Origin of the sequence: Sediminicoccus sp. KRV36 (assembly GCF_023243115.1) — a bacterium.
Lineage (GTDB): Bacteria > Pseudomonadota > Alphaproteobacteria > Acetobacterales > Acetobacteraceae > Roseococcus.
The window spans coordinates 4,269,689-4,294,157 of record NZ_CP085081.1 but is presented as its reverse complement, the minus strand read 5'-3'; the positions used below and the strand labels follow the sequence as shown (position 1 = coordinate 4,294,157).

At 68.6% G+C, this 24,469-nt stretch carries 28 protein-coding genes; 11 read left to right on the top strand and 17 right to left on the bottom strand.

Going from position 1 to position 24,469, the window contains the following annotated elements:
• Positions 1-113: 113 nt before the first annotated feature.
• From LHU95_RS20435 to LHU95_RS20420, 4 genes are read right to left on the bottom strand one after another with little or no spacing between them, the layout of a single operon-like run.
• The gene (locus LHU95_RS20435) at positions 114-518 is read right to left on the bottom strand and encodes a VOC family protein (RefSeq protein WP_248708798.1); all 405 of its coding nucleotides are present in this window, start codon (positions 516-518) and stop codon (positions 114-116) included.
• Entirely contained in the window at positions 515-1,465 is a 951-nt protein-coding gene (locus tag LHU95_RS20430) for a DUF1579 family protein (protein WP_248708797.1), read from the bottom strand. Before LHU95_RS20430 ends, LHU95_RS20435 begins: the two co-directional genes overlap by 4 nt.
• Positions 1,466-1,492: 27 nt before the next feature.
• Positions 1,493-1,930 carry an SRPBCC domain-containing protein gene (locus LHU95_RS20425; protein WP_248708796.1) on the bottom strand — a complete coding sequence of 146 codons (438 nt, stop codon included), beginning with the start codon at positions 1,928-1,930 and terminating at the stop codon, positions 1,493-1,495.
• Positions 1,927-2,274, bottom strand: a complete 348-nt coding sequence (locus LHU95_RS20420; RefSeq protein ID WP_248708795.1) for a metalloregulator ArsR/SmtB family transcription factor — start codon at positions 2,272-2,274, stop codon at positions 1,927-1,929. Before LHU95_RS20420 ends, LHU95_RS20425 begins: the two co-directional genes overlap by 4 nt.
• A 113-nt stretch (positions 2,275-2,387) precedes the next feature.
• Between LHU95_RS20420 and LHU95_RS20415 the strand changes: the two genes are divergently transcribed.
• The 3 genes from LHU95_RS20415 to LHU95_RS20405 all read left to right on the top strand — a co-directional run bounded on the left by LHU95_RS20415 (position 2,388) and on the right by LHU95_RS20405 (position 5,211).
• Positions 2,388-3,365, top strand: a complete 978-nt coding sequence (locus LHU95_RS20415) for a tripartite tricarboxylate transporter substrate binding protein (protein WP_248708794.1) — start codon at positions 2,388-2,390, stop codon at positions 3,363-3,365.
• Positions 3,366-3,512: 147 nt separating this feature from the next.
• Entirely contained in the window at positions 3,513-4,100 is a 588-nt protein-coding gene (locus tag LHU95_RS20410) for a hypothetical protein (RefSeq protein WP_248708793.1), read from the top strand.
• A gap of 13 nt (positions 4,101-4,113) precedes the next feature.
• A complete protein-coding gene (locus LHU95_RS20405; protein ID WP_248708792.1) occupies positions 4,114-5,211 on the top strand; it encodes a methylated-DNA--[protein]-cysteine S-methyltransferase in 1,098 nt (365 codons plus the stop codon).
• Here the strand turns inward: LHU95_RS20405 and LHU95_RS20400 are convergent, their stop codons facing one another.
• Complete coding sequence (locus LHU95_RS20400; protein ID WP_248708791.1) at positions 5,212-5,622, bottom strand: cupin domain-containing protein; 411 nt, start codon at positions 5,620-5,622, stop codon at positions 5,212-5,214. It abuts the gene before it with no gap.
• Positions 5,623-5,721: 99 nt separating this feature from the next.
• Here LHU95_RS20400 and LHU95_RS20395 point away from each other — a divergent pair, with 99 nt between their 5' ends.
• The 5 genes from LHU95_RS20395 (at position 5,722) to LHU95_RS20375 (ending at position 11,243) form a co-directional block, all read left to right on the top strand.
• Complete coding sequence (locus LHU95_RS20395; RefSeq protein ID WP_248708790.1) at positions 5,722-6,579, top strand: dienelactone hydrolase family protein; 858 nt, start codon at positions 5,722-5,724, stop codon at positions 6,577-6,579.
• Positions 6,580-6,627: 48 nt separating this feature from the next.
• Positions 6,628-7,065: a ribose 5-phosphate isomerase B gene (rpiB, locus tag LHU95_RS20390; protein WP_248708789.1), complete on the top strand. Its 438-nt coding sequence runs from the start codon at positions 6,628-6,630 to the stop codon at positions 7,063-7,065.
• 138 nt (positions 7,066-7,203) lie between these two features.
• Positions 7,204-8,943 carry a methyl-accepting chemotaxis protein gene (locus tag LHU95_RS20385; RefSeq protein ID WP_248708788.1) on the top strand — a complete coding sequence of 580 codons (1,740 nt, stop codon included), beginning with the start codon at positions 7,204-7,206 and terminating at the stop codon, positions 8,941-8,943.
• A gap of 105 nt (positions 8,944-9,048) precedes the next feature.
• Positions 9,049-10,350: a serine hydroxymethyltransferase gene (gene glyA / locus LHU95_RS20380; protein ID WP_248708787.1), complete on the top strand. Its 1,302-nt coding sequence runs from the start codon at positions 9,049-9,051 to the stop codon at positions 10,348-10,350.
• 71 nt (positions 10,351-10,421) lie between these two features.
• Positions 10,422-11,243: a class I SAM-dependent methyltransferase gene (locus LHU95_RS20375; protein WP_248708786.1), complete on the top strand. Its 822-nt coding sequence runs from the start codon at positions 10,422-10,424 to the stop codon at positions 11,241-11,243.
• 56 nt (positions 11,244-11,299) lie between these two features.
• On the opposite strand, the gene LHU95_RS20370 is transcribed toward LHU95_RS20375, so the two are convergent.
• The 5 genes from LHU95_RS20370 to LHU95_RS20350 form a co-directional block, all read right to left on the bottom strand.
• A complete protein-coding gene (locus LHU95_RS20370) occupies positions 11,300-11,821 on the bottom strand; it encodes a GNAT family N-acetyltransferase (RefSeq protein ID WP_248708785.1) in 522 nt (173 codons plus the stop codon).
• Positions 11,818-13,020, bottom strand: a complete 1,203-nt coding sequence (locus LHU95_RS20365; protein ID WP_248708784.1) for an amidase — start codon at positions 13,018-13,020, stop codon at positions 11,818-11,820. Before LHU95_RS20365 ends, LHU95_RS20370 begins: the two co-directional genes overlap by 4 nt.
• 86 nt (positions 13,021-13,106) lie before the next feature.
• Positions 13,107-14,486 carry an esterase-like activity of phytase family protein gene (locus LHU95_RS20360; protein WP_248708783.1) on the bottom strand — a complete coding sequence of 460 codons (1,380 nt, stop codon included), beginning with the start codon at positions 14,484-14,486 and terminating at the stop codon, positions 13,107-13,109.
• A 77-nt stretch (positions 14,487-14,563) separates the two neighbouring features.
• Positions 14,564-14,722: a hypothetical protein gene (locus LHU95_RS20355; RefSeq protein WP_248708782.1), complete on the bottom strand. Its 159-nt coding sequence runs from the start codon at positions 14,720-14,722 to the stop codon at positions 14,564-14,566.
• Between the two features lie 62 nt (positions 14,723-14,784).
• Positions 14,785-15,495 carry a GNAT family protein gene (locus LHU95_RS20350; protein ID WP_248708781.1) on the bottom strand — a complete coding sequence of 237 codons (711 nt, stop codon included), beginning with the start codon at positions 15,493-15,495 and terminating at the stop codon, positions 14,785-14,787.
• 51 nt (positions 15,496-15,546) lie between these two features.
• On the opposite strand from LHU95_RS20350, the gene LHU95_RS20345 reads away from it, so the two are divergent.
• From LHU95_RS20345 to LHU95_RS20335, 3 genes are all read left to right on the top strand, one after another.
• Entirely contained in the window at positions 15,547-16,353 is an 807-nt protein-coding gene (locus tag LHU95_RS20345) for a ferredoxin--NADP reductase (RefSeq protein ID WP_248708780.1), read from the top strand.
• A 159-nt stretch (positions 16,354-16,512) separates the two neighbouring features.
• Positions 16,513-16,836, top strand: a complete 324-nt coding sequence (locus LHU95_RS20340; RefSeq protein ID WP_248708779.1) for an NIPSNAP family protein — start codon at positions 16,513-16,515, stop codon at positions 16,834-16,836.
• Between the two features lie 5 nt (positions 16,837-16,841).
• The gene (locus tag LHU95_RS20335; protein WP_248708778.1) at positions 16,842-17,360 is read left to right on the top strand and encodes a dihydrofolate reductase family protein; all 519 of its coding nucleotides are present in this window, start codon (positions 16,842-16,844) and stop codon (positions 17,358-17,360) included.
• A 30-nt stretch (positions 17,361-17,390) separates the two neighbouring features.
• Here the strand turns inward: LHU95_RS20335 and LHU95_RS20330 are convergent, their stop codons facing one another.
• From LHU95_RS20330 to LHU95_RS20300, 7 genes are all read right to left on the bottom strand, one after another.
• Positions 17,391-18,692 (bottom strand): TRAP transporter large permease subunit, encoded by a 1,302-nt coding sequence (locus LHU95_RS20330; protein WP_248708777.1) that lies wholly within the window; start codon positions 18,690-18,692, stop codon positions 17,391-17,393.
• Between the two features lie 221 nt (positions 18,693-18,913).
• Positions 18,914-19,462, bottom strand: coding sequence for a TRAP transporter small permease (locus LHU95_RS20325; RefSeq protein ID WP_248708776.1), 549 nt, complete (start codon positions 19,460-19,462; stop codon positions 18,914-18,916).
• A 5-nt stretch (positions 19,463-19,467) separates the two neighbouring features.
• A complete protein-coding gene (locus LHU95_RS20320) occupies positions 19,468-20,445 on the bottom strand; it encodes a TRAP transporter substrate-binding protein (protein WP_248708775.1) in 978 nt (325 codons plus the stop codon).
• Between the two features lie 171 nt (positions 20,446-20,616).
• Positions 20,617-21,606, bottom strand: coding sequence for a TRAP transporter substrate-binding protein (locus LHU95_RS20315; protein WP_248708774.1), 990 nt, complete (start codon positions 21,604-21,606; stop codon positions 20,617-20,619).
• A 156-nt stretch (positions 21,607-21,762) separates the two neighbouring features.
• Positions 21,763-22,029, bottom strand: coding sequence for a hypothetical protein (locus tag LHU95_RS20310; RefSeq protein ID WP_248708773.1), 267 nt, complete (start codon positions 22,027-22,029; stop codon positions 21,763-21,765).
• Positions 22,030-22,105: 76 nt separating this feature from the next.
• On the bottom strand, positions 22,106-22,543 hold the full coding sequence (locus LHU95_RS20305) for a CBS domain-containing protein (protein WP_248708772.1): 438 nt from the start codon (positions 22,541-22,543) through the stop codon (positions 22,106-22,108).
• 167 nt (positions 22,544-22,710) lie between these two features.
• Positions 22,711-24,468 carry a glucan ABC transporter ATP-binding protein/ permease gene (locus LHU95_RS20300; protein WP_248708771.1) on the bottom strand — a complete coding sequence of 586 codons (1,758 nt, stop codon included), beginning with the start codon at positions 24,466-24,468 and terminating at the stop codon, positions 22,711-22,713.
• Position 24,469 lies beyond the last annotated feature (1 nt).

The following is a 24,469-nucleotide window of genomic DNA, read 5'->3' as shown; positions in this document are numbered from 1 at the left end:
AAAGTGGCCCGCCAGCAGGGCCCCAGGGCTTGTGGCGGGCGGCCGAACAGCAGCCAACCCCTGGGCCTGGCTTTCACCGCTTCGCCGTTCCGCCCTCGGCGCAGACTCGCGCTTCACGCCGCGAGGATCATCCACGATACCCCGAAGCGATCCGCCACCATGCCGAAGCTCCGCGCAAAGAAGGTGGGCCCCAGGGGCATCTGCACCCGCCCGCCCTCGCCCATCGCCGCGAAGATGCGGGCCGCCTCCGCCGGATCCGTCACGGTGATGGAGAGCGCGCTGCCTTCGAAGCGTGGCTTTCCCTGGGCCATGCCATCGGAGAGCAGCAGGGTATCGGTGCCGAGCCGCAGCTCGGCATGCATGATCTTCTCCTCCGATCCGGGCGGGACCATGGGATTGGGCTCCGGATTGTCGCGGAAGCGCATCAGCACCGTGACCTCGGCGCCCAGCACGCGCTGATAAAGGCTGATCGCCGCCTCGGCCTGACCGTCGAGGAAAAGGTAGGGGCTGAGCTTCATCGCGCGGCCGCCATCGGCAGGCGGCGCGACGTCCCGCTCATGAACAGCGTCCAGGCGCCGTCCGGCCCCTGGACCAGCGAGCGAAACAGCCGGGTGTCGTCATCCACCATCTCGATCTCGTCGCGATAGCGCGCCATGCCGGTTCCATCGAAGCCGGGACCTTCGCTGTCCAGGCTGAGGGTGGACCCATCCTCGGACAGCGTGCCCGCATAGACGAAGAGATGGCCCATCATCGAGCCGGCCCAGCTGCCGCGGAACCGCGTCCCGTCATGACCAAGGGTCAGCATCCAGCGCGCGGGGCCGCCGCCGGGCATGGTGCCCTCGGCCTCGCCCACCACCCAATAGCCGCCGAGGGAGCGGAAGCTCTCGCGCCCCGCGGCGGTCATCTCCTGGCCATCGGGGGCGGTGCAGCTGTTTTCATACGCCCACTCGCCCAGCAGCCGGTGCAGCCAGCCATGCTCCACGCTGCGCGGGAGGCTCATCGGGCAGACGTCCCGCGTGGTGGCGACATGCGCGGTGAGCTTGTCGAGCATCTCGCCCCAGCCGCGCGCGAAGCCCATGACGCGGTGCTGGTCCCGCATCTCGGCGGTGGGGTGCCGCCAGAGGATGTCCAGGCGCGTGCCTGCCGGATCGGGCTCGAAGCCAAGGGTAAGCGTGGCGCCAGGGAAGGGCTCGCCCTCGGTCCGCATGACCATGCGATGCGGTGCCGCCACCTCAAGGATGGTAAAGCGGCAGGGGTATTCGCGGCCCTCGGTGTCGCGCATCGGGGCCTCATGCACGCCGCCGGGGCGCAGCTCGACCCGGGCCACGGGGACGGTCATCCCGCGTGGCCCCCACCAGTCCTGGAGTTGCGCCGCTTCCGTCCAGGCGGCGAAGACGGCCTCGGGCGGGGCCGGCAGGCGCCGCGTCAGGACGAGGTCGTGGGCAGTGTCGAGTTGCGTGTCCATGGCGTTGTTCCTCCGTGTTGCTGCGGGTCAGGCCGCCGCCCCGATGAGGGCGAGCAGCTTTTCGAGCGATTCCGTCCAGCCGCGCGTATGGCGCGTGGCGGTGGCGGAATCGGCGAAGCGGTCATGGGTGAGGGTAAGTTCCGTGCCTTCCGGCACCGCGCGGAGTTGGACCGTCACGCGGGAAACGCGCTCGGGCATGCTCGCCCAGTTCCAGGCGAAGACCAGACGCGTGGGCGGCGTGATCTCGGTGTAGCGGCCCAGCGCCTCGTGCCGCTCGCCATTATCCTCCCGCAGCACGACGCGAAACCCGCCGCCGAGGCGCAACTCGCCCTCCGCGGCCTCGGCCTGGGTGTGGTGCGGGCCGAACCAGCGCAGCATGAGGGCGGGGTCCGTCCAAGCCTGCCAGACGCGCTCCGGTGGCGCCTTCAGGCGGCGCACCAGGGTGAGGCTCGTGGGGTCGGTCACGGCTGTTCCTCTACCAGGGCGGCCAGGCGATCGAGGCTTTCGCCCCAGAAGCGCTGGTAATGCGCCAGCCAGGCCATCGCTTCGCGCATCGGCGCCGCCTCCAGCCGGCAGGCCACGACGCGGCCGCTTTTCTGCCGCGCCAGCAGACCGGCGGCTTCCAGCACGGTGAGGTGCTTGGTCACGGCCGGCAGGGAAATGGGCAGCGGGCGGGCCAGGTCGCTGACCGAGAGCCCCGGCTCGGCGGCGAGGCGCAGCAGGATGGCGCGGCGGGTCGGATCACCCAGGGCCCCGAAGACCCGGTCGAGCTGCGCGGCATCAGCACCGATAGAGAAATGATTAACCATATGGTTTAGTATTAGAGATGCGGCGCGGCTGTCAACGGGAAAGCGCCAGGACGGCTTCCACCCCATCGTGGATCGGCTTATCTGGCGGCCGGAGCCAAATTCGGGGAAACGCCATGCATCGCCGTGCCCTTCTTGCCGCGCCAGCCCTGCTGGCTTTGCCGGCCCGCGCGCAAGCCTTCCCCGACCGGCCCATCACCTTCGTCGTGGGCTTCCTGCCGGGCGGCTCGGTGGATATCGGCGCGCGGCTGCTGGCGGATCGCATGGCGCCGCGCATCGCCCCCAATGCGCGGATCATCATCGAGAACCGGCCCGGTGCGGGCGGTTCGCTGGGGGCCGAATATGTGGCCCGGCAGAACCCGGACGGGCATCTGCTGGGGGTGCATTCGGCGTCCAGCCACGGCACCAACCCGGCCGCGCTGCCGGATACGGTGCGCTATGACCCGGTGAACGATTTTTCTCATATCGCCATCCTGGGTGGCGGCCCGATGGTCATCGTGGTGCCCGGCAGCAGCCCGCATCGCAACGTGGCGGCGCTGGTGGCGGCGGCCAAGGCCGCGCCCGCGCCGCTGCTCTGGGGCAGCTCCGGATCGGGCGGCATCGGCCATCTCACCGGCAGCCTGTTCGCCCACCGCTTTGGCTTCCCCGGCGAATACGTGCCCTATCGCGGGGGTTCGGCCGTGCTGGAGGCGATGCGCAAGGCCGAAATCGATTTCTCGGCCGAGGTCATGGCCTCCGCCCTGCCGCATCTGCGCGATGGCTCCTCCCGTGCGCTTTGCGTCACCGGCCTCACGCGCCATCCGCAGCTGCCGGATGTTCCGACGCTGGCCGAATCGGGCCTGCCGGGTTTCGACATCATCACCTGGAACGTGGTGCAGGGCCCGCGCGGCATCCCCGAGCCCATTCAGCAGCGCCTCAACCGCGCCGCCATGGAAGCGCTGGCCGAGCCCGAGCTGCGCCGCCGCCTGATCCTGGCGGGCATTGACCCGGCCGAGCCCTCGACGCCGGCCAGCACACGGGATTTCGTGGTGGCCGAACTGGCGAAGTTCCAGGGCATCGTGCGGGAGACGGGCTTGCGCCTCGGCCGGGGCTAGGGTGGCGCCCGGCGCATGACGGCCTGCGGGTCCAGAAGGCCGCGCCGGCTTGAACTGCCTCTTTCAGCAGCGACACATGCTGCAATTCTGCCGCCGCGCCGCATGGATTCGCTTGCGCCCGCACCGCGTCCGCCCGAACATCCACCCATGCGTTTTGCCCGCCTTCCCGCCCAACTGGCTCTCGCCGTCCTGCTCGGCAGCGCGCCTGGCTTGGCCCAGCCCGCACCCACGCCGGCCCCTGCCCAAAGCCAGCCGGCGCGCGACCTTGACCGTGCCTTCGAGGCGCTGCGCGAGGCGCCGGATGAGCGCGGCGCCCATATGGCCGAGATGGCGATCCGCCAGATCTGGGCGCGCCAGGCCAGCGCGGCGGTGGCGCTGCTGCTCAATCGCGGCGTGCGGAACCTGCGCGCCAACCAGCCGGGCGATGCGCTGGAGGATTTCGACGCCGCCATCACCCTCGCACCGCTCGCCGCCGATGCCTGGCATTGGCGCGCCCAGGCCAATCAATTGGTGGGGGACCGCGTGGCGGCCGCGGGCGACCTGCGCGAATGCCTGCGGCTGGAGCCACGGCATTTCGCGGCCCTGGTCAGCCTTTCCCGCCTGCAGGAGGAGGCGGGCGATGCGCGGGGCGCGCTGCGCAGCTACGAGGCGGCGCTGGCCATCCACCCGCGCCTGCCCGGCGGGGCGGAGCGGCTGCGCGAACTCACGCGCGCAGCCGAGGGCGAGGAGATGTGACCGCAACGCGCGGATGGCACTGACCCGCGCGCCACGCCACATTCAACCCATGCCCGATACCGCACCCCTCGCCCTGGATGAACGCCGCTGGCTCGCCCTGCTGGCGCGCAACGCCGCACCGGATTGCGGCGCCTTCCTGTATGGCGTCACCACCCAGGGCGTCTTCTGCCTGCCCGGCTGCCCCTCGCGCCCGCCCTTGCGGAGCAACGCCGTGTTCTTCGCCGACCTCCCCGCGGCCGAGGCGGCCGGCTTCCGCGCCTGCAAGCGCTGCGACCCCAAGGGCGAACGCGCGGCCCTGCATCGCGACGTCATCGCCGCCGCATGCGCCCTGATCGAGGCGAGCGAGACGATTCCCAGCCTGGAAGCCCTGGCCAGGCGTGCCGGCTATGCGCGGCACCATTTCCTGCGCCTGTTCCGTGATATCACTGGCGTGACCCCCCGTTCCTATGCTGAGGGGGTGCGGGCGCGCCGGCTGCAATCCGCCCTCAGCCAGGGTGCCCGCGTGGCCGACGCGGTGGCCGAGGCCGGCTTCGGCAGCGAAAGCCGCGTCTATGAAAAGCGTGGCGCGACGCTCGGCATGACGCCCGGCGCCGCCCGGCGCGGCGCCAAGGGCGAGACCATCGGCATCGCCCGCGCGGCCAGCGTCATGGGGCCGCTGTTGGTGGGGGCCACGGCTGAGGGCGTCTGCTTCATCGGCTTCGGCGAGGGCATGGATGCGCTGGAAGGCGATCTCCGCCGCCGCTTCCCGCATGCGGAACTGCATGAGAATGCCGCGCTGGAAGCGACGGTGGCGCATGTCGCCGCTTTCCTGCGCGAGCCGCATGCCGCGCTGAAACTTCCGCTCGATCTGCGCGGCACAGCCTTCCAGCGACGGGTGTGGGAGGCGCTGCAAACCATCCCGCTCGGCCAGACGCGCAGCTATGGGCAATTGGCGGCGGAGATGGGCAACCCGGCGGCGGTGCGCGCCGTGGCGAGAGCCTGCGCGCAAAACCCCGTCAGCCTGGCCGTGCCCTGCCACCGGGTGATCGGCGCCAGCGGGGACCTGACCGGCTATCGCTGGGGTGTTCCCAACAAGAAGCGCCTGTTGGCCGGCGAGCGTGACGGCGCGTGATCAGTGCACGGGATGCAGGAAGGGCGTCCCCGGATCGGCGACGAAGACGATGACGACGCGCGTCGGTTCCGTCGCGCTGCGGTTATGGCCTGTCATGCGGACGTGGGGCGGCTCCACCATGGCTTGGCCGGCGCGCACCACAGCGGTCTCACGCCCTTCCAGGTCCAGCGTGAAGGTGCCTTCCAGCACGTAGACCGTCACCGGGAAGGCGTGGGTGTGGAACACCGTGCTCTGGCCGGGGGCGATGGTCGCGGTCAGCACCTGAATCTCCTGGCTGGCGCCGCGTGGCATGCCGCTGACCGCCTCGCGCAGCAGCAATTCCGGCCGCGCTGGCATGGGGGATGAGGGAAGGGGCTGCGCCAAGGCCGGTAAGGCGCTCAGCAGAAGCGGCAGCAGGGGCAAGCAGCGCATGGGGTGGCCTCTACAACTAACGGTTGAATTTAGGCCGGACTTGGCCGAGGGGCCAGCGAAATTCTCGCCCCGGGCGCCTGGATGGGCCATGGTGACGATATGGCGCGGCTGAGTACCTTCCTGCTGGGACTTCTTCTTCTGGGTTGTGCCGCCGCCGGCGTCACGGCGGATGAAGCGCCGCGCGAAATCCCCTTTCCGGAGCAGCGCGTCACCGTTCCGGGGGCCGAGGCAGTGGCACTTCGCGCGTTGCTATACCTCCCGCCCAGCCCGAGCCGCCCGGCCGTCATCGCGCTGCATTCCTGCTCGGGCCTGGGCCCGGCCGAACGCCCCATCCGCCTGCCCGCGCATCAGCGGGACTGGGCGATTCGCCTGCTGGAGGCCGGGCATCCGGTGCTGTTCCCGGACAGCTTCGGCAGCCGTGGCCTGGGCGAGGCCTGCGGCGTGCGCGGCTTCCCGGCCGGCCCCTACGCGGTGCGCCGCCTCGATGCGCTGGCGGCGGCCGATTGGGCGCGGGCGCAGCCCTGGGGGCGCGGCCAGGCGCCGATCCTGATCGGCTGGTCGCATGGCGGCTCCACCACGTTGGCCGCCTGGGCCACGGCCCCCTCTGGCGCGCTCAGTGCCGCCATCGCGCTATATCCGGGCTGCGGCCAGGGCGAGGCGCCGGTGCTGGGCAGCGCGCCGCTGCTCATGCTGCTGGGTGCCGAGGATGACTGGACCCCGCCCGAGCCCTGCCGGCAGATCGCCGCCCGCGCGCCCGGGGTCATCACGGTCGAGAGCTATGCCGGCGCGCATCACGGTTTTGATGGGCTGGCCGGCGGCCTTCGGACCCGCCAATTGCCCAATGGACGCAGCGTTTCCCTGGGTCCGAACGGGCCGGCGCGGGAGGCTGCGCGCCTCCGGGTGGCGGAATTTCTCGCAAGCCAGGCGGGCCTCGCAGCCAGCGCCGGTCGGCCATAAGCAAAGCGCGGTTTCGGCCCCCCGGCCGCGCATGGTATGGCCCCGGCCATGATCATCGCCCTTGGTTCCGACCATGCCGGCCTGCCGCTGAAGCGGGCCATCCTCTCTGCCCTGGAAGCCCAGGGGCATGTCGTGCTCGATGCCGGCACGCAGGATGACACGAGCGTGGATTATCCGGATTTCGCGCATGACGTCGCGGCGAAGGTGGGCGCGGGGGAGGCCGGGTTCGGCGTGCTGGTCTGTGGGTCGGGCATTGGCATGGCGATTGCCGCCAACCGACATCCCGCCATCCGCGCCGCCGTGCTGCACAACACCACCGAGGCGCGGCTCACCCGCGCGCATAATGATGCCAATATCGCCTGCTTCGGTGCCCGCACCACCGGCGTCGAGGTGGCGCTGGACGCGCTGGCCGCCTTTCTGGCCACTCCCTTTGAAGGGGGGCGGCACGGGCGGCGGGTGGCGAAGATCGAGTCCTCCCTCGCCTGACGCGAAAGCGCAGGACGGTTGGCTTCGCTGCATCTGCTGCGCGGCGCGTGAGCGGTTAGGGAATTTTTCAGGCCTACGCCTTTAATGCCTCTGCACGGCCGTGATGTGGCCGCGCTGAGACATGAAGGACCACCGGCATTGCAGGCTTTGCGTCACCTCTCCATCACCGCGCGCGGCATCATCCTGCTTGGCGTGATCTGCCTGGGCTCCCTGGGCTCCGCACTCTATCAATCCGGCGAAGTGGCCCGGCTGAACGAATCCTATCGCGTCATCGCCGAGGAGAGGTCGCCCGGCTACGTCTCCCTCGCGCGGGCGCAGCGTCATTTCCAGATGGTCGCGCGCCACCTCAACCGCATGGTGATCGAGGATGGGAACGTCACGGCCCAGGCCAGCCTCTGGCGGGAGGTCGAAGCCGAGCTTCGTAACTTCCACACGCGCAACAACCAGTTCGAGCGTGGCGATCCCGGGCAGCGCGCCGTGGCCGAGGCCAACCGGGCCCGCATCGCGGAGCTTGAGCGCCACGCGGTCGCTGTGCGGGATGCGCTGCTGGCGGGCCGCCGCGAGGCCGCGGTGGAGATCATCCGCCGCCAGGTGGACGCCACGGTGGACGGGATGCGCGATGCGCTGGTGGTCCAGGTGGATGGCAATGTGGGCACCCAGTCCCGCATGGCGAGCGAAGCGCGCAGCCTGGCCGAGGCAGCGATCCGCAATGGCTGGATCGCCCTGGCCTTGGTGGTGCTGCTGGGCACGGCGGCGCTGGTCCTGCTTTTCGTCCTGGGCGTGGCGCGGCCGCTTGGCCGGCTCACCGATGTGGCGGAGCAGTTGAGCCGGGGCGAGGCGCAAGGGAAATCTGACGACTCCGCCTCCCTCTCGGATCGCCAGGACGAGGTGGGCCGCCTCGCGCGGGCCATTCGTGGCCTGTCCGAACGCGCCGCCCAGGCCCGTGCCGAGGAGGCCGCCACCCAGGAACGCGCCGCCGCCGAACGCGCCGCCCTGCAGCGCCAGGCCATGGCCAGCATGGCCGCGCGCGTGGAAAGCGAAACCCAGGACGCCGTCCGGCAGGTCAATGCGAGCATGGGCGATGTGTCCGGCGTGGCGCTCCGCCTGCGCGAGGGGGCGGCGCGCGTCTCCCAGCAAAGCGAAGGCGTGGCGGGAGCGGCGGCCGAGGCCCTGGAAGCGACCCAGATCGTCGTGATGGCGACCGAGCAGCTTTCGGCCAGTATCCGCTCGGTCACGCGGCAGCTCCAGGCCAGCTCGGAATCCTCGCGCGAGGCGGTGTCCGGGGTCGAGGCCGGGGTGGCCACGATCGGCGGCCTGCAGGAGGCGGTCAGCCGCATCGGCGAAGTGGCTCGGCTCATCGGCGAGATCGCCGGTCAGACGAACCTCCTGGCCCTGAATGCGACGATCGAGGCCGCGCGGGCCGGTGAGGCCGGCAAGGGCTTCGCCGTGGTCGCCGGCGAGGTGAAGGCCCTGGCCACGCTGACGGCGCAGCGGACCGGCGATATCGCCCAGCAGATCGGCACCATCGAAGTGGTGACGCGGGAGGCCGTGGCGGTAATCGGACGCATCGCGACCAGCGTGGGCACGCTGGACCGCTCCGCCAACGCCATGGCGGAGGCCATGGAGCAGCAAAGTGCGGCGACCGAGGACATCGCCCGCTCCGTCGCCGGGGCCGCGACCTCGGTCCGCAATGTCGAAGCCCGCATCGTGGATGTGGCGACCGAGGCGCGCAGCTCGGGCGACGCGGCCGTCGCTGTCCAGACCGCGGCCGAGGCGGCGCAGGGCAGCGTCCAGGAATTGCAACGCTCCCTGGTGCGGATTGTTCGCAGCTCGGCCGATGCGGTGGAGGAGCCAGCGCCGATGCGCCGCGTCGGCTGAGGACGGCGGCTCATTATCCCCCATGGGTCAGCTTGGCATGGTATGCCGGATGGCGGGGCATGTGGTATGGCGGCGGTCAGAAACCTTGCCCAAGGACCGCCGCCCATGAACGAGAACACCGCCCGCTTCCTCCCGGCCCGCTTCTTCCAGGCCGGCATCGCGGAAGCCGACCCCGAGCTGGCCGCCGCGATCGCGCACGAGCTGACGCGCCAGCAGGATGGCATCGAGCTGATCGCCTCGGAAAACATCGTCAGCCGGGCCGTGCTGGAAGCCCAGGGCTCGGTGATGACCAATAAATACGCCGAGGGCTATCCGGGGCGGCGCTATTATGGCGGCTGCGAGTTCGTGGATGTGGCCGAGACGCTGGCCATCGAGCGCGCCAAGGAATTGTTCGGCGCGAAATTCGCGAATGTTCAGCCGCATAGCGGTGCTTCGGCCAATATCGCGGTGTTCTTCGCGCTGCTCCAGCCGGGCGACACCTTCCTGGCGATGGACCTGGCGGCGGGCGGGCACCTGACCCATGGCGCGCCGGTGAACTACTCGGGCAAGTGGTTCCACCCGATTGCCTATGGTGTGCACGCGGAGACGGGCCTGCTCGACTACGAGACGATGGAGCTCCTGGCGCGCGAGCAGCGGCCCAAGCTGATCATCGCCGGCGGCTCGGCCTATTCGCGCGAGATTGATTTTGCCCGGTTCCGCGCCGTGGCCGATGAAATCGGCGCGATCTTCATGGTGGACATGGCGCATTACGCGGGCCTCGTGGCCGCTGGCGCCTACCCCTCGCCGGTGCAGCACGCGCATGTGACGACAACGACGACGCACAAGACGCTGCGCGGCCCGCGCGGCGGCCTGGTGCTGACCAATGACGAGGCCATCGCGAAGAAAATCAACTCCGCCATGTTCCCGGGGCTGCAGGGCGGCCCGCTCATGCATGTCATCGCCGCCAAGGCCGTGGCGTTCGGCGAGGCGCTTCGGCCGGATTTCCGCGCCTATGCCAAGCAGGTGGTGGTGAATGCCCGCGCCCTGGCCGATGAGCTGGTGCAGCAGGGCGTCAACATCGTCTCGGGCGGGACCGACAGCCACCTGATGCTGGTGGACCTCCGGCCCAAGGGCCTGACGGGCAAGGCGGCGGAAGCGGCCCTGGGCCGTGCCCACCTGACCTGCAACAAGAACGCCATTCCCTTCGATCCCGAAAAGCCGATGGTGACCAGCGGCATCCGCCTCGGCACCCCCGCCGGTACCACGCGCGGCTTCGGCGAGGCCGAGTTCCGCGACGTGGGCCGCATGATCGGCCGTGTCCTGGACGGGCTGTCCAAGGCGAACAGCCCTGAGGGCAACAGCGCCGTGGAGCAGGCCGTGGCGCAGGATGTCCAGGCGCTCTGCGCGAAATTCCCGATCTACGCCTGACGATGTGATGCTTGAGCGCATCGGGGTCACGGCGTGACCCCGATGCGTGCTCTCGGCAAAGGAGATCATGCATGGGTGCTTCAGGCGATGTGGCCCGATCCGCTGCGGCATCCGTGCCGCAGCCGCTGAATGATCCACGGAATTTCGCGCCCGAATGGGCCGGTGAGCCCTATGCCTCCGTGATCGAGCGGCTGCACGCCGTGCTGCAGCCCAGGACCTATCTGGAGATCGGCGTCCTGCTGGGCGGAACATTCCGCCTGGCCCAATGCCCCCGCATCGCCATTGATCCCGGCTTCATGCTCTCGGCCGAGGATATCAACACCAAGCCCGTTTCCCTGCTGTTCCGCCTGCCGAGCGATGAATTCTTCGCGCAGTATAATGTGCGCAATCTGTTCGGCCGGGAACTCGACATGGCATTCCTGGACGGGTTGCACCTGTTTGAATTCCTGCTGCGTGATTTCTACAACACGGAAATCCATTGCCACTCGAAATCGGTCATCCTGGTGCATGATCTGCTGCCAACGGATGTCGGCATGTCACGCCGGGACCAGCGCCGCCCGAAGGACCTGCCGACGCGCAACCCGAAGCGCTGGGCGGGGGATGTCTGGAAGCTGTTGCCGGTCTTGCGGAAATACCGGCCCGATCTGCGCATCATCTGCCTCGATGCCCCGCCGACCGGGCTCGTGCTGATCACCGGCCTGGACCCCACGAACCGCGTCCTGCAGGAGAATTATGACGCGATCCTCGCCGAAGCCGCGGGCCTGGTCCTGGAAGAGGTCGGCATGGCCAATTTCGTGGCGCATCAGAGGGTCTGGTCCACGGACAGCTTCCAGGATCCGGCCTTGATCAAGTCCCATTTGTTCGAGCGGCCGGGCACCGCGCAATCGGGGTAAACCCCGGGTGCTCTGAGCCTCGCCGCGCGGATTTTTATGCTGTCTGCGTGCCGTGATCAGCCCGTCGGCAGGCTCTGCTCGCCCTCGCCCAGCGGGCGTTGCATCGTCACCACATCCACCCATTGGCCGAATTTCAGCCCCACCGCCTTCATCGTCCCCACCTGGCGAAAGCCGAGGGAGGAATGCAGCCCGATGGAACCCACATTCTCGCTATCGCCGATCACGGCGATCATCTGCCGGAAGCCGCGCGCCGTGGCGTGTTCGAGCAACGCCAGCACCAGGGCCTTGCCCACGCCCATGCCCCGCACATCGTCGCGCACATAGATGCTGTCCTCCGCCGTGAAGCGATAGGCGCTGCGATCACGGATCTGGGCGTAATAGCCATAGCCCGTGATTACGCCGTCATTCTCGGCCACCAGCCAGGCGCAGCCGGCCGCCTGCACCTTGGCCATGCGCGCGGCGATTTCGGCGGTATCGGGTGGGCTCTCCTCGAAGGTCCCGGTGCCGGTCAGCACGTGATGGGCATAGATGGCGGTGATATCGGCGAGGTCCGCGGCCACGGCGTCCCGGATGATCATGCGAGGCCCAATGCGTTCGAGACCCGCAGCGCGAGATCGAGCAAAGCGCGGTCCCGCCCTGGGCCGGCAACGATGGAAAGCCCCACCGGCGCGCCATCCACCCGGCCCGCCGGGATGCTGACCTCGCAAAGCCCCGCCAGGCCGGACAGCGCGGTGACGCCCATCGTGCGTTCCCGCACGGCGTTCTGCTCGGCCAGGGAGGCGGTGAGCAAGGGGGCGGCAAAGGGCGATGTGGGGAAGGCCAGCACGCCGCCACCCGCGAGGAGCGAGCGGATGCGCACCGAAAAGCGCTTGCGGAAGGCCCGGCCGGCAGCGGCCTTGGCCGGGTCCATGTCCCGTGCCGCGTCGAAGCGTTCCTTCACGCCGGGGCCGAAGGCCGGCTGGGTTGCCGTCACCCAACTGCCGAGGGTGGCCCAGGCCTCCTGCGCCTGGACGCAGCGGAAATTCTCGTAAGCCTCGCCCAGGACATTGGCCGGGCCTTCGACCCGTACTGCCTCGCCCGTGCCGACCACGCGTTCCAGCGCCTCGAAGGCCGGCAGCAGCGCATTGGCCGTAGCTGGATCGGCGTTGATCCAAACACTTTGCGGCTTCAGCAGCGGCGCGAGGTGCATGACGCTCGGCAGTGCATCCTCGGGCAGCAGCACGTCCCCCACCGCCTGGAGGATGCGGGCGCTCTGGGCGAACCAGCCGCAGGTATCGAAGCTCGGCCCAAGGCCGCAGGCGCCGGCCAGGCTGACCGCCCCCCAGCTCGGCCGGATGCCGAAGACGCCGCAATAGCTGGCCGGAATGCGCACGCTGCCGCCGGTGTCGGAGCCGAGCGCGAAATCCACCAGCCCCGCCCCCACCGCGGCCGCCGAGCCGCAGGAGGAGCCACCCGGGAAGCGATCCGGCGCGTTGGGATTGATCGGCGTGCCGTGCCAGACATTCTCGCCGGTCAGGCCATAGGCGAGTTCGACGGTCTTGGTCTTGCCGACCAGATGCCCGCCCGCCTCCAGCAGCGCGAGGATGGCGGGCGCCGTGGCGGCGGCCACGGGGTGGGTGCGGGCCCAATCGGGATTGCCATAGGTGGTGGGGGCACCCGCGACGTCGAACAGATCCTTCACGGCGAAGCGCATGCCATCCAGCACGCCGGAGCCCAGCGGCGCATGCGTCACGCGCTCGCCCGGAATGAAGGCCTTCACATCGTCAGGGGCGGGCATGGTTCGTCACCTCGAAACTATGCCGCCATGCTAAGTCGGTGGTGGGGGCGCGCAAGCCCGCCCCCCACCTCCCTCGGCTGTTTCCGTCAGCGCGCGCGCAGCAATTCCGGCACGTGCAGCAGGATCAGCTCATTGTCATCGGCCCGCGTCAGGTGGCGGCCGGCCGAGAAGGGCAGGTTGTTGTCATTCCCGACGATGATGTGCTCCGCATCCACCATCGCCACATTCTCGATGGTGAAGAAGGGGAAGCTGAAGGCGGTGTCGCTCGCACCCTGCGGGCGATCACCCCGTTGGCGCGCCAGGCGCTCGGGGTCCTGGATGGCCATCAGGTCGATATGGCCGATCTTGCGGATGAAGCCTTCGGCATCCGCCGCACCCAGATCCACCAGATAGATGCGCTTGAGGCGCGCGGGCATGGCGAAGCAGGGGGCGGCGTGGGTGCTTTCCACGCCCGCGGCGCAGGCGCGGCCGGGGTCGCCCTCGCCATTGTCGCGCTCGATCACCAGGGCGCGGCGCGCGTCGATCATGTTGAAATCGCCGATGGCCGTCGCACCCTGTTCCAGCCGGTAGCGCAGGTTGCGGCCGGTCCAGGCCATGCGCGCCACGTCGAATTCCAGGATGCGCAGAAAAGCCCCCTCGGGCTGGTTGGTTCCGGGGGCAAAGAGCGGCTGCTCCATCATCGCCCAGATGGTGCGGCCATCCGGCGTCAGCGCCATGCCCTCATACCCGCCCGAGCGGCGGACGCGGGCGGGAACGCCGGCCGTGGGGTTGGCGGGGATGACCTGGGCGTGGTGGTCAGGCGTGCGCAGCACCTCGCCATCCAGGGTGGTTTCGATGACGCGCAGCAGCCGGCCCTGGGCGTCGAAATGCAGGAGGTAGGGGCCGAATTCATCGCCGATCATCATCGTGCCATCGGGCAGCGGCTGGATGCTCTCCACATCGAAATCGGCGCCGGTGAGGTAGCGCGTGGGCGTGGCTTCGTTCTGGATCACGAAGCCGGCCACGCGGTTGGGGTCGGCCAGGAAGATGGTGTTCTCGACGGCCACCGCGCCCCCTTGCCAGTTGGGACGCACGCGATGGATCATCAGCAGCGCGTCCGGGCTGTTGCGGCGATTGCCGAAGCCATTGTCACCCGTCACCCAGTAGCTTCCATCACCGACCGGCTTGATGCCGGAGAAGCCCTGGAGCGGCTGGCCGGGAAAAGGCATGGCGAGGCCGGTGGGGCGCGGGCCATAGCCCGGCAGGCTCACGCCCGGGATGCTGCCCGGCTGCTCATTGCGGAGATTGCCCGGGCCGGTGAAGCGGCCGGAGAGGCGGAAATATTCAGGCGCATCCGCCGGCGGGGCGACGAAGGTCGCGGCCGGCAGGATGGCATGCCCGGCGAGGCGCGCTTCGAAGCGGGAATCGGCCGCGGCGGGCAACGCCAGGCTGATGGCGGCGGCGGTGGCAAGCAGTAGGCGGCGCATGGGCTGTCTCTCCGGAGTGGAGGCAGCCGCCTATCAGCCACGCGTGACAGGCCCGAGACGGATTTATTGCGGCTGTGTCAAACCAGCCCGAACAAGGCGCCCTTGGTTACCATCGCGGCCAGGGCGGCAGCGGCCAGCGCGGCCCCCATGGGAAGGCGCCGTGCGGTGAGCGCCCAGGCGGCACCCGCCGCGATCAAAGCCCAGGCGAAGACATCCCCTGAATCCATGCCAGTCATGTTCCGTCTCCCGGTTCCATTGCGATAACGCAATCTACACCTGTCGCCGTCTTTCCGCCAGTTTATTCGCGCGTCATGAGGGAGGCCTTGGGCCGGCCGGCCTGGTCCCAATTGGCATCGTCCAGCCAGGCCTGGATGGCGGCCGAGCGCGCCGGCCATTCTTCGGCCAGGATGGAGAACCAGGCGGTATCCCGCCGGCGGCCCTTCACCGTCATCACATTGCGCAAGGTGCCTTCATAGGTGAAGCCGAGGCGCGCGGCGGCGCGGCGCGAGGGGGCGTTGAGCGCGTTGCATTTCCAGGTGAGCCGGCGATAGCCGAGATCCTCCATGGCGTGGCGCATCACCAGGAACATGGCCTCGGTGGCTGCCCGCGTGCGCTGCATGCGGGGCGAGAACCAGATATGGCCGATCTCGATATGCGCGTTGGCCGGCTGGATTTCCATCAGCGTCAGCCAGCCATCCACCGTGCCGCTGCGATGCGGGCGGATGGCCCAGGCGATCGGATCATGCGTCGTGGAAAACCCGCCGATGAACTGGCCGAGTGCCGCCTCGGTGGCGAAGGGGCCATAGGCGAGATAGGCCCAGCTCGCCTCGCTCTGGTCGCTCTGGGCGGCCTGCCAGAGATCGGGCAGGTGGCGTGGATGCAGCACCTCCAGATCCACGCTGCGGCCCTTATGGGGAATGCGGGCCGGCAGCGGGCGCGGAGCCGCGTCCACGCGCGGGCCGACGGGCGGATCGGTTTCGGGGTCGTGCGGGGGGATAAAATCAACCATGGCGCATCATTCCCTGCTTGCGCCATCCTGTCACGGGTCGCAAAACGCGGCATGGACAGCGACACCCAACCCATCATCACCGCGCCGCCGGGTTTCTTCGCCGAGGAAGTCACCTGGGTGCATCATTGGACCGACAGCCTCTTCAGCTTCAAATGCACGCGGGAGCCAAGCTGGCGCTTCACCTCGGGCCAATTCGCCATGATCGGGCTGATGGTCGGCGGCAAGCCGCTGACCCGCGCCTATTCGATGGTCAGCCCGGCCTGGGAGGATCACCTGGAGTTCCTCTCCATCAAGGTGCCCAATGGCCCCCTGACCTCACGCCTGCAGCACATCCAGGTGGGAGAGCGCGTGCTGATCGGCAAGAAGCCCGTCGGCACGCTGATCCCCGACAACCTGCTGCCCGGCCGCAATCTCTGGTTCCTCGCGACCGGGACGGGCCTCGCGCCCTTCATGTCCCTGATGCGCGACCCCGAGGTGTATGACCGCTATGAGCGGGTGATCGTCGCGCATACGGTGCGGACGGCCGATGAACTCGCCTATCGCGACTACATCACGGGCGCCCTGCGGGAGCATGAACTCCTCGGCGAGATGGTGCGCGAGAAGCTGATCTATCTGCCGGCCGTGACGCGTGAGGCGTTTCCCGTGCAGGGCCGCATCACCACCCGCCTCGAGACCGGGGCAGCCGAGGAACAGGCCGGCGTGGCGCGGCTCGACCCCGCATTCGACCGCGTGATGATCTGCGGCAGCGAGGCGATGAACGCGGATTGCAAGGCGCTGCTGGAGGCCCGCGGCTTCATCGAGGGCACCAATAATGCGCCCGGCAGCTACGCGGTCGAGAAGGCCTTCGTGACGAAGTAGGCCTCACCGGCTGGACACCGGCCCTGGCCCGCGCGACGCTGCGGTGGGGGCGGTATATTCGCCAGGCCGGCCACATGGCCGCCAGCGCGCCGCACCCGCATTGCCAACCCGCGCGGCATTTCTGCGGCGCGCCGCCATGACGGCCCGTGAGGAAACAACATGTTCGTCGAAGAACGCATCTACACCATGCACCCCGGCAAGATCGGGGATTACATCAAGGCCTATGCGGCCGAGGGGCTGGCCATTCAGAAGCCCATCCTGGGGCGGCTCGTCGGCTATTACTCCACCGAATTCGGCCCGCTGAACCAGGTGATCCACATGTGGGCCTATGAGACCCTGGCCGAGCGCGCCGAGCGCCGCACCAAGCTCTTTGCCAGCCAGGCCTGGCTCGACTACCTCGGCAAGGTGCGGCCCTTCATCGCCAGCCAGGAGAGCAAGCTGCTGGTGCCCGCTCCCTTCCTCACGGTGAAGTGGCAGGATTGAGCGGCATGCCGGGCTGCGTCGCCTATATCGCGGCCAGCCTGGATGGCTTCATCGCGACGGCGGATGGCTCCGTCGCCTGGCTCGAAGCCTTCCAGGCGACGGATTACGGCTATGCCGAGTTCTTCGCCGGGATTGGCACGCTGGTCATGGGGCGTGCGACCTATGACCAGGTCCTCGCCTTCGGGGCCTGGCCCTATGCGGGCAAGCCCTGCCTGGTACTCAGCCGCAGTGGCATCGCCAATCCGCCCGAGGGGGTGGCCGCCTGGAAGGGCGATGCCGCGTCCCTCGCCACGCATCTGGCGCAGCTGAAAGAGCGCGTCTGGGTGGTGGGTGGCGGCAAGCTGATCGCCGGGCTGCTGGCGGAGGGTGCCGTTACGGAGCTGGACCTGTTCACCATGCCGGTGCTGCTGGGGCGGGGCATTCCCCTGTTTGCCGGCGGCCATCCGCCCGCGCAGAAGCTCAGCCTGCTGGACACCCAGACCTGGCCCAATGGCGTGGTCCGGCTGCGCTACGCCATCGGGTGAGGGGCAGCTTCACGCCCCTCCCGCGCGCGCCTATTGCCGCAACAGGTAATCCGGCAGCCAGGTCACGATCGCCGGGAAGATGGTGATCAGCACCACCGTCAGCACCAGCATCGCGAAGAAGGGCAGCGAGGCCCAGGCGACCTCCGTCTGTTCTTTGCCCGTCATTGTCTGCATGACAAAGAGATTGAATCCGAGCGGTGGTGAAATCTCCGCGATCTCGACCAGCAGGATGATGAAGATGCCGAACCACACGAGATCAAACCCCGCATGCTGCACCATCGGCACGACGACCGAGGTGGTGAGCACGATCATCGAGACGCCATCCAGCGCGGTGCCCAGGATCAGGTAGACCACGGTCAGGATGGCGATGATGGCATAGGGCCCCAGCTCGGCCGCGGCGACGGCGGCCGCCAGTGCCGCGGGAATGCCGGTCAGTGCCATGGCTTTCGTCAGGAAGGCGGCGCCGGCGAGGATGAACATGATCATGCAGGAGAGCCGGGTGGCGCCGGCCAGGCTGTCAATGAAGCTCCGCCAGGTCAGGCAGCGGGTGACGGCGGCCAGGAACAGGCTGCCGAACACGCCGAAGGCGGCGGCTTCGGTCGCTGTCGCCCAGCCCACGAACATGGTGCCGATGACGCCGATGATGAGCAGCGCGCAGGGGATGAGCTGCGCGGATTGCCGCAGCTTCTCGCCAAAGCTCAGCCGGGGCTCGGCGGCGGGTTGCTTGCCGGGATTCAGTATGGCCCAGACGATGATGTAGAGGCTGAACAGCCCCATCACGATGCCGCCCGGGATCATCCCCGCGATGAAGACGCGCACGATCGAAACCTCGGCCGCGACGGCATAGACCACCATGATGATCGAAGGCGGGATGAGGATGCCCAGCGTTCCGGCCGTGGCCAGGCTGCCGATGGCCACCCCCTCATCATAGCCGCGGCGCTTGAGCTCCGGCAGGGCGATCTTGCTGACCGTGGCGCAAGTCGCCGCCGAGGAGCCGCTGACGCTGCCGAAAATGCCGCAGGCCAGAATGTTCACATGCAAGAGGCGGCCAGGCACGCGCCGCACCCAGGGGGCGAGGCCGTTGAACAACTCCTCAGAAAGCTTCGTGCGGAACAGGATTTCGCCCATCCAGATGAACATGGGCAAGGCCGCCAACGTCCAGGAGCCGGTGCTCTCCCAATAGGCCGAGGCGAGGAACAGCCCCGGCGAGGGGTTCACCAGCGACATGGCCACATAGCCGGTGCCAGCCAGGGCCAGCGCGATCCAGAGCCCGCTGCCCAGCAGCAGGCACAGCATGACCAGCAGCAGCAGAGCGAATTGAAGAAGCTCCATGGTCTAGCTCGCCCGCAAATGAGGAAGGTCCAGGAAACCCGGCTTCCTGGTGGGGGGGCGCGAAGGGGCAGGGCCCCCTGGCCGGCGTCCCGAGGGCCTGGTCATGCTTGGCACGCGGCTGGAGCATCATCCGTCCAAACCGAATCGTTTGGCCGGATAGAGATGCTCGAAAAGCAATAGGCCAGCGCTTGTGAAGTGAGTCCTTGCGAACGGAACATGCTCTAGACCTCCGCCGAGAAATCGCCGCGCGCCGCGCGTTCTTCCGCGGCGAGGACATAGCTCGGCTTTGCACCGCGCAGCACGGTGACGAGCTCATCCAGGATGGCGATCAGCAGGATGCCCGCCCCACCGGGGATGGCGAGCTTGGGAATCCAGAGCAGGAAGGGCACGCTGCCCTGCGCCACCTCCTCGATCTCCAGCGAAAACATCGCATCCAGGAAGGTCCAGTTCACGATGTAGGCCACCAGAATGGCGGCGACCACAAGCACCGCCACCTCGATCCAGCGGCGCAGTGCCGGCCCGGCCTTGTCAATGAACAGGCCGACGCGGATCAGCTCACCCCGCTTGAAGGTATAGGCCAGGGCGAAGAAGGTGGTGGAGACGCAAAGATAGGCCGTGAAGTCATCGGCCCCCGGCACCTGGATGTTCCATTGGCGCAGGAAGACCTGCGCCATCATCACGATGAAGATGCCGAAGAGGGAGAGCCCGGCCACGCCGGCACTGAGCAGGTAAAGCCCATCCAGGGCGCGGCGCAGAAGGCTTCCTCCCACGGGGCTCAACCCCTATAGGCGGCGATGACGCGTGCGCCATCCTCGCCCGCCCGGGTGATCCATTCGCGGGTCAGTTCCTGGCTGACGCGCTCCAGCCCCTCCAGCAGGGCGGGGGTTGGGCGCGCGACATTCATGCCGCGCTGCGCCAGGGTGGCTTCATTGGCGACGATCGAATCCTCCGCCATCTGCCAGCCGCGGGTCTCGGCCGTCGCGGCGGCGGCGCGGATCACGGCCTGGTCGGCAGGGGTGAGGGCTTCCAGCGCGCGGCGATTGATGAAGACCGCATTGCGCGAACGGGTGAAGCCGACCGGCGTATAGACCCGCGTGAAATCCCAGGCGGCGCTGTCCACGCCGGTGGAAGCGCTGGTCACCATGGCGTTCACCACGCCGGTTGCGAAGGCCTGCGGCACTTCCGCCGCCTGGATCAGCGTCGGATTGGCGCCGACCAGTGTGGCGAAGCGGTTGGTCATGGCGCTGAAGGTGCGGAAGCGCGTGCCGCGCAGCGCCTCGATCGTGTCGATCGTCGCGTTGGAGAAGAACCCGGCATTGGGCCAGGCGACCACATGCAGCAGCGAAAGCCCCTGCCGCTGGAAGCGCGCCTCGATATAGGGGCGGGACAATTCGTTCAGGCGGCGGCCCTGCGCCAGCGTGCCAGCGAGCTGCGGGATGCCGTCAATCTCAAAGAAGGGATCCTCATTGCCATAGGCGCTGAGCAGGATCTCGCCGATCTGCGCCTGGCCCTGCTGCACGCCGCGCTTGATCTGCGGCATGGGCAGGAGCGAGCCATTGGGGTGCAGCTGGATCTGCACCCGGCCCTGGGTGGCGGCCTGCACCTCCTCGATGAAGAGGCGGTTGTTGCGGGTGTGGAAGTTGCTGTCCGGGAAGGCGGTCGTCATCTGCCAGCGCGCCTGGGCGCGGGCAGGACGGACCAGGGCGGGGGCAGCCATGCCGGCCAGGAACAGGGTGCGGCGTGTCAGGATCATGGGCGAGGAGCCTCCCGGCGCAATGTCATGCGGGTCGCAGTGTCCGCCCGGCCACGGGCATGGCGCAAGGCCGGCCACCGCGCGCCGAGGCCGCATGGTGCCGGCTATGCACGCGTGTTGCGCAGCCGGCGTGGAGAGATGGGCAGCGCTTGGGCTGGCGCTGCACCCGCCTCAGCCGCGATAGGCGGCGATGACGCGGGCGCCATCCTCACCCGCGCGGGTGATCCATTCGCGCGTCATCTCCTCACCGACCCGCCCGAGCGCTTCCAGCAAGGCGGGGCTGGGCGTGGCGACCGTCATGCCGCGCTGGGCCAGCGTCGCTTCATTCAGGGCGATGGCTTCCTCAGCGAGGCGCCAGCCACTGGCTTCGGCCGCCGCGGCGGCGGTGCGGATCGCCGCCTGGTCGGCGGGGGTGAGGGCTTCCAGCGCGCGGCGGTTGATGAAGACCGCGTTGCGCGTGTGGGTGAAGCCGACGGGCGTGTAGATGCGGCTGAAATCCCAGGCGCTGCTGTCCACGCCGGTCGCGGCACTGGTCACCATGGCGTTCACCACGCCGGTGGCGAAGGCCTGCGGCACTTCCGCCGCCTGGATCAGCGCGGGGTTGGCGCCAATCAGCGTGGCGAAGCGGTTGGTCATCACGCTGAAGGTGCGGAAGCGGCTGCCGCGCAAGGCTTCCAGCGTGTCCACCGGCGTATTGGTGTAGAAGCCCGAATTCGGCCAGGCGACGGAATAGAGCAGCGAAAGCCCCTGCCGCTGGAAGCGCGTCTCGATATAGGGGCGCGTCAGATCATTCAGCCGGCGGGCCTGAGCGATGGTCGGCGCCAGCATGGGCACGCCGTCAATCTCGAAGAACGGGTCTTCATTGCCATAGGCGCTCAGCAGGATCTCGCCGAGCTGCACCTGGCCCTGCTGCACGCCGCGCTTGATCTGCGCCATCGGCAGGAGCGAGGCGTTGCTGTGCATCTGCACCTGCACCCGGCCGCTGGTGGCGGTCTGGAGCGCCTCGATGAAGGCGCGGTTGTTGCGGGTGTGGAAGTTGCCATCCGGATAGGGGGTCGCCATCTGCCAGCGGGCCTGGGCCCAGGCTGTGGAGGGCGCGAGGCCCGGCAGCAGCGGGGCGGCGGCGCCAGCGGCGAGCAGGTTGCGGCGAGTGATGTTCATGGGCTGGGCCTCTCCCGAAGGGATGTCATTGCGCGCGGATCATCGGCCGAGCTTCGCACCGGGCGCAAGCCCGGGATTTCATGGCTGTCGGCCATTGGCCCGCGATTGCACGCGGGGCGGGCAGTCCGGGCCCGCCCTTTGGGCGAAGCCGCCGCCTCAGAGCGGATAATCCCGCTCCGGCTCCACGCCCGCGGCGGTGATCAGCTTGCGCAGGCGCATCACCTGGTCCCCTGCCAGGGAATGTTCGCCCAGATGGACGCTGTCCTGCGCGCCCTTCAGCGTGACGCGCACGGCGCCGCTGCCGGCCGGGTGCAGCTCGGCTCCCAATTCCGTCAGCAGGTGTTCCACCGCCTTCGGATCGAGGTTGTGGTTCAGCGGATGGGCAAACAGCCCGTGCAGGACCTTGCGGTGGCGATGGTTCATGGCGCTTGTCTCCGATGCGGCTGGCGCATCGGAGCATGGCGCCGCGCGGGGCGCCTTGCGTCAGGTCAAGCCCGGCTCATCCGGCGGTGGCCACGTAGTGCTTCAGCTCCTCGGCTTCCTGCTCGGCCTCGGCGATGCGGGCCTTCACGAGATCCCCGATGGAGACCATGCCGGCCAGCGTCCCATCCGCCTCCAGCACGGGAAGGTGGCGGACGCGGCGGTCCGTCATGAGTTGCAGCGCCTCCTGCACGCTGCTGCGCGGCGTCACCGTATGCAGGACGCGCGTCATCAGCTGGCCGGCCGTCATGCGCATCACCGCCTCACCCAGGCCGGCCATGGCGCGGACGATATCGCGCTCGCTGACGATGCCGAGCACGGTGCCATCCTGCTCCACCACCAGAACCGCGCCGATGCGATGCTGCGCCAGGGTCCGGGTGATGGAAGCCACGCAATCGGCGGTGCGTACGGACATCACCTGGCTGCCTTTGCTGCGCAGGATATTGGAAATCACCATGGCGCTTCTCCCTGTCCCTTGCGGGGGAGGCTGCGCCTTTGCGCGCGCCGGTTGCAACGAAATCCCTTGCTGCGATGCGGCACCGCTGTGCGGTGCAATATCAGTCAGCCGGTACCCGCCGCCGTATTCTGGCGGGGTTCCGGCCAGCTTTTGCGTGGCCCCGATGTCTAATCCGCGCTGCCGGTCAATTGCGTCCGCACCAAATCGGCGAAGCGGCCGCCTTCGGCCAGGAGGGATTGGAAATTCCCCCGCTCGACGATGCGGCCCTGTTCGAAGACCAGGATCTCATCCGCATCGCGCACCGTGGAAAGCCGATGCGCGATGATGAAGGTGGTGCGCCCGGCCATCAAGGCGCGCAGCGCCTTGGCCACCTTGGCCTCCGTCGCCGAATCCAGTGCGCTGGTCGCCTCGTCGAGGATCAGCACCGGCGGGTCCTTCAGCAGGGCGCGGGCAATGGCCAGGCGTTGCCGCTGCCCGCCCGAGAGCGAGGCGCCGCGCTCCCCCACCATCGTGTCATAGCCATGCGGCTGGCGCGTGATGAAGTCATGCGCCTCGGCCATGCGGCAGGCGCGCTCGATCTGCTCCTGCGTCGCATCGGCCCGGCCGACCAGAAGGTTGTCGCGGATGCTGCGATTGAACAGCATGCTCTCCTGGAAGACCACGCCGATGTTGCGGCGCAGCGATTCCAGGCTGATGTCGCGCAGATCCACGCCATCCAGCGTGATGCGCCCATCCGTGGGGTCCCAGAGGCGCTGCAGCAATTGCATCGAGGTCGTCTTGCCCGCCCCCGTGGTGCCGACCAGCGCAATCGTCTGGCCGGGATGGGAGCTCAGATCGATGCCGTTCAGGATGCGCCCGCTGGTGGGGTAGGCGAAGCCCACGCCCTCGAAGCGCACATGGCCTTCGGCGCGGCCCATCTCCTTGGCGGCCGGCCGCTCCGGCACGGTGCTGACGGTGTCCAGCACGTCAAAGAACTGCTTCAGCGCCGGAGCCTGGAACAGCATGTGCGAGACAAAGCCGACCGCACCCTCCAGCCGGGCCACCAGCAGCGTCGCAAAGCCCATGAAGCTGACGATGTCACCCACCGTGGCCTCGCCGCGCAGATGCAGCAGCGTGCCCATCATGAAGATGAGAATGACGGTGATGGTGCTGGCCGCCCGGGTCAGCACATGCACCAGCGCCCACCAGTTCAGCACGGGGAACTGGTTGTCCAGCACCTGGCGCATGATGTCGCCGAACATCTTCGCCTCGCTGTTCAGCCGGGTGAAGGATTGCACGACCACGACATTGGACAGCGCATCCTGCGCCGAGCCCGCCAATTGGGTGTGGAATTGCTCGACGCGCATCTGCGCCACCTGGGTCTTGCGGATGACCAGCGTGGTGAGGATGGTGAAGATGACGACGAGGCCGATCAACAGCAGGCCCAGATGCCAGTTCAGCATCATGGTCAGCGGCAGCAGCACCAGCGCGCCGATGAAGGTGATCAGGTGCTCACGGAAAAAGGCCAGCCACAGGCCAAAGAGGTTGTCGCACCCCATCAGCATGACCTTCATCAGCCGGCCGGATTGCACATCGCCGTGGAACTCCAGCGGCAGGGCCAGGACGTGCTGGAAATATCTGGACATCATCGTCAGCCGGTTGCGATGCGCCATGCGGTCCGCCAGCAGGGAGACGGCGACATTGGCGCCGATCGCCGAGAGGCCCACCGCGGCCCAGATGCCCAGCAGGACGAAGGCCTCGCTCCAGACATTGCTCTCGGTCATCCGCTCGGAGCGGGAGAGCAGGTCAATCACCCGGCCGAACAGCACGGGCTCCAGGAACTGGAGGCCGGCCAGGGCTATCGCCGCGGCGGTGAGGCCGAAGGCGATCTGCTTGTCGGGCTTCAGCAAAGCCAGCACGCGGATGTAGAGGCGGAGGAAGTCCATC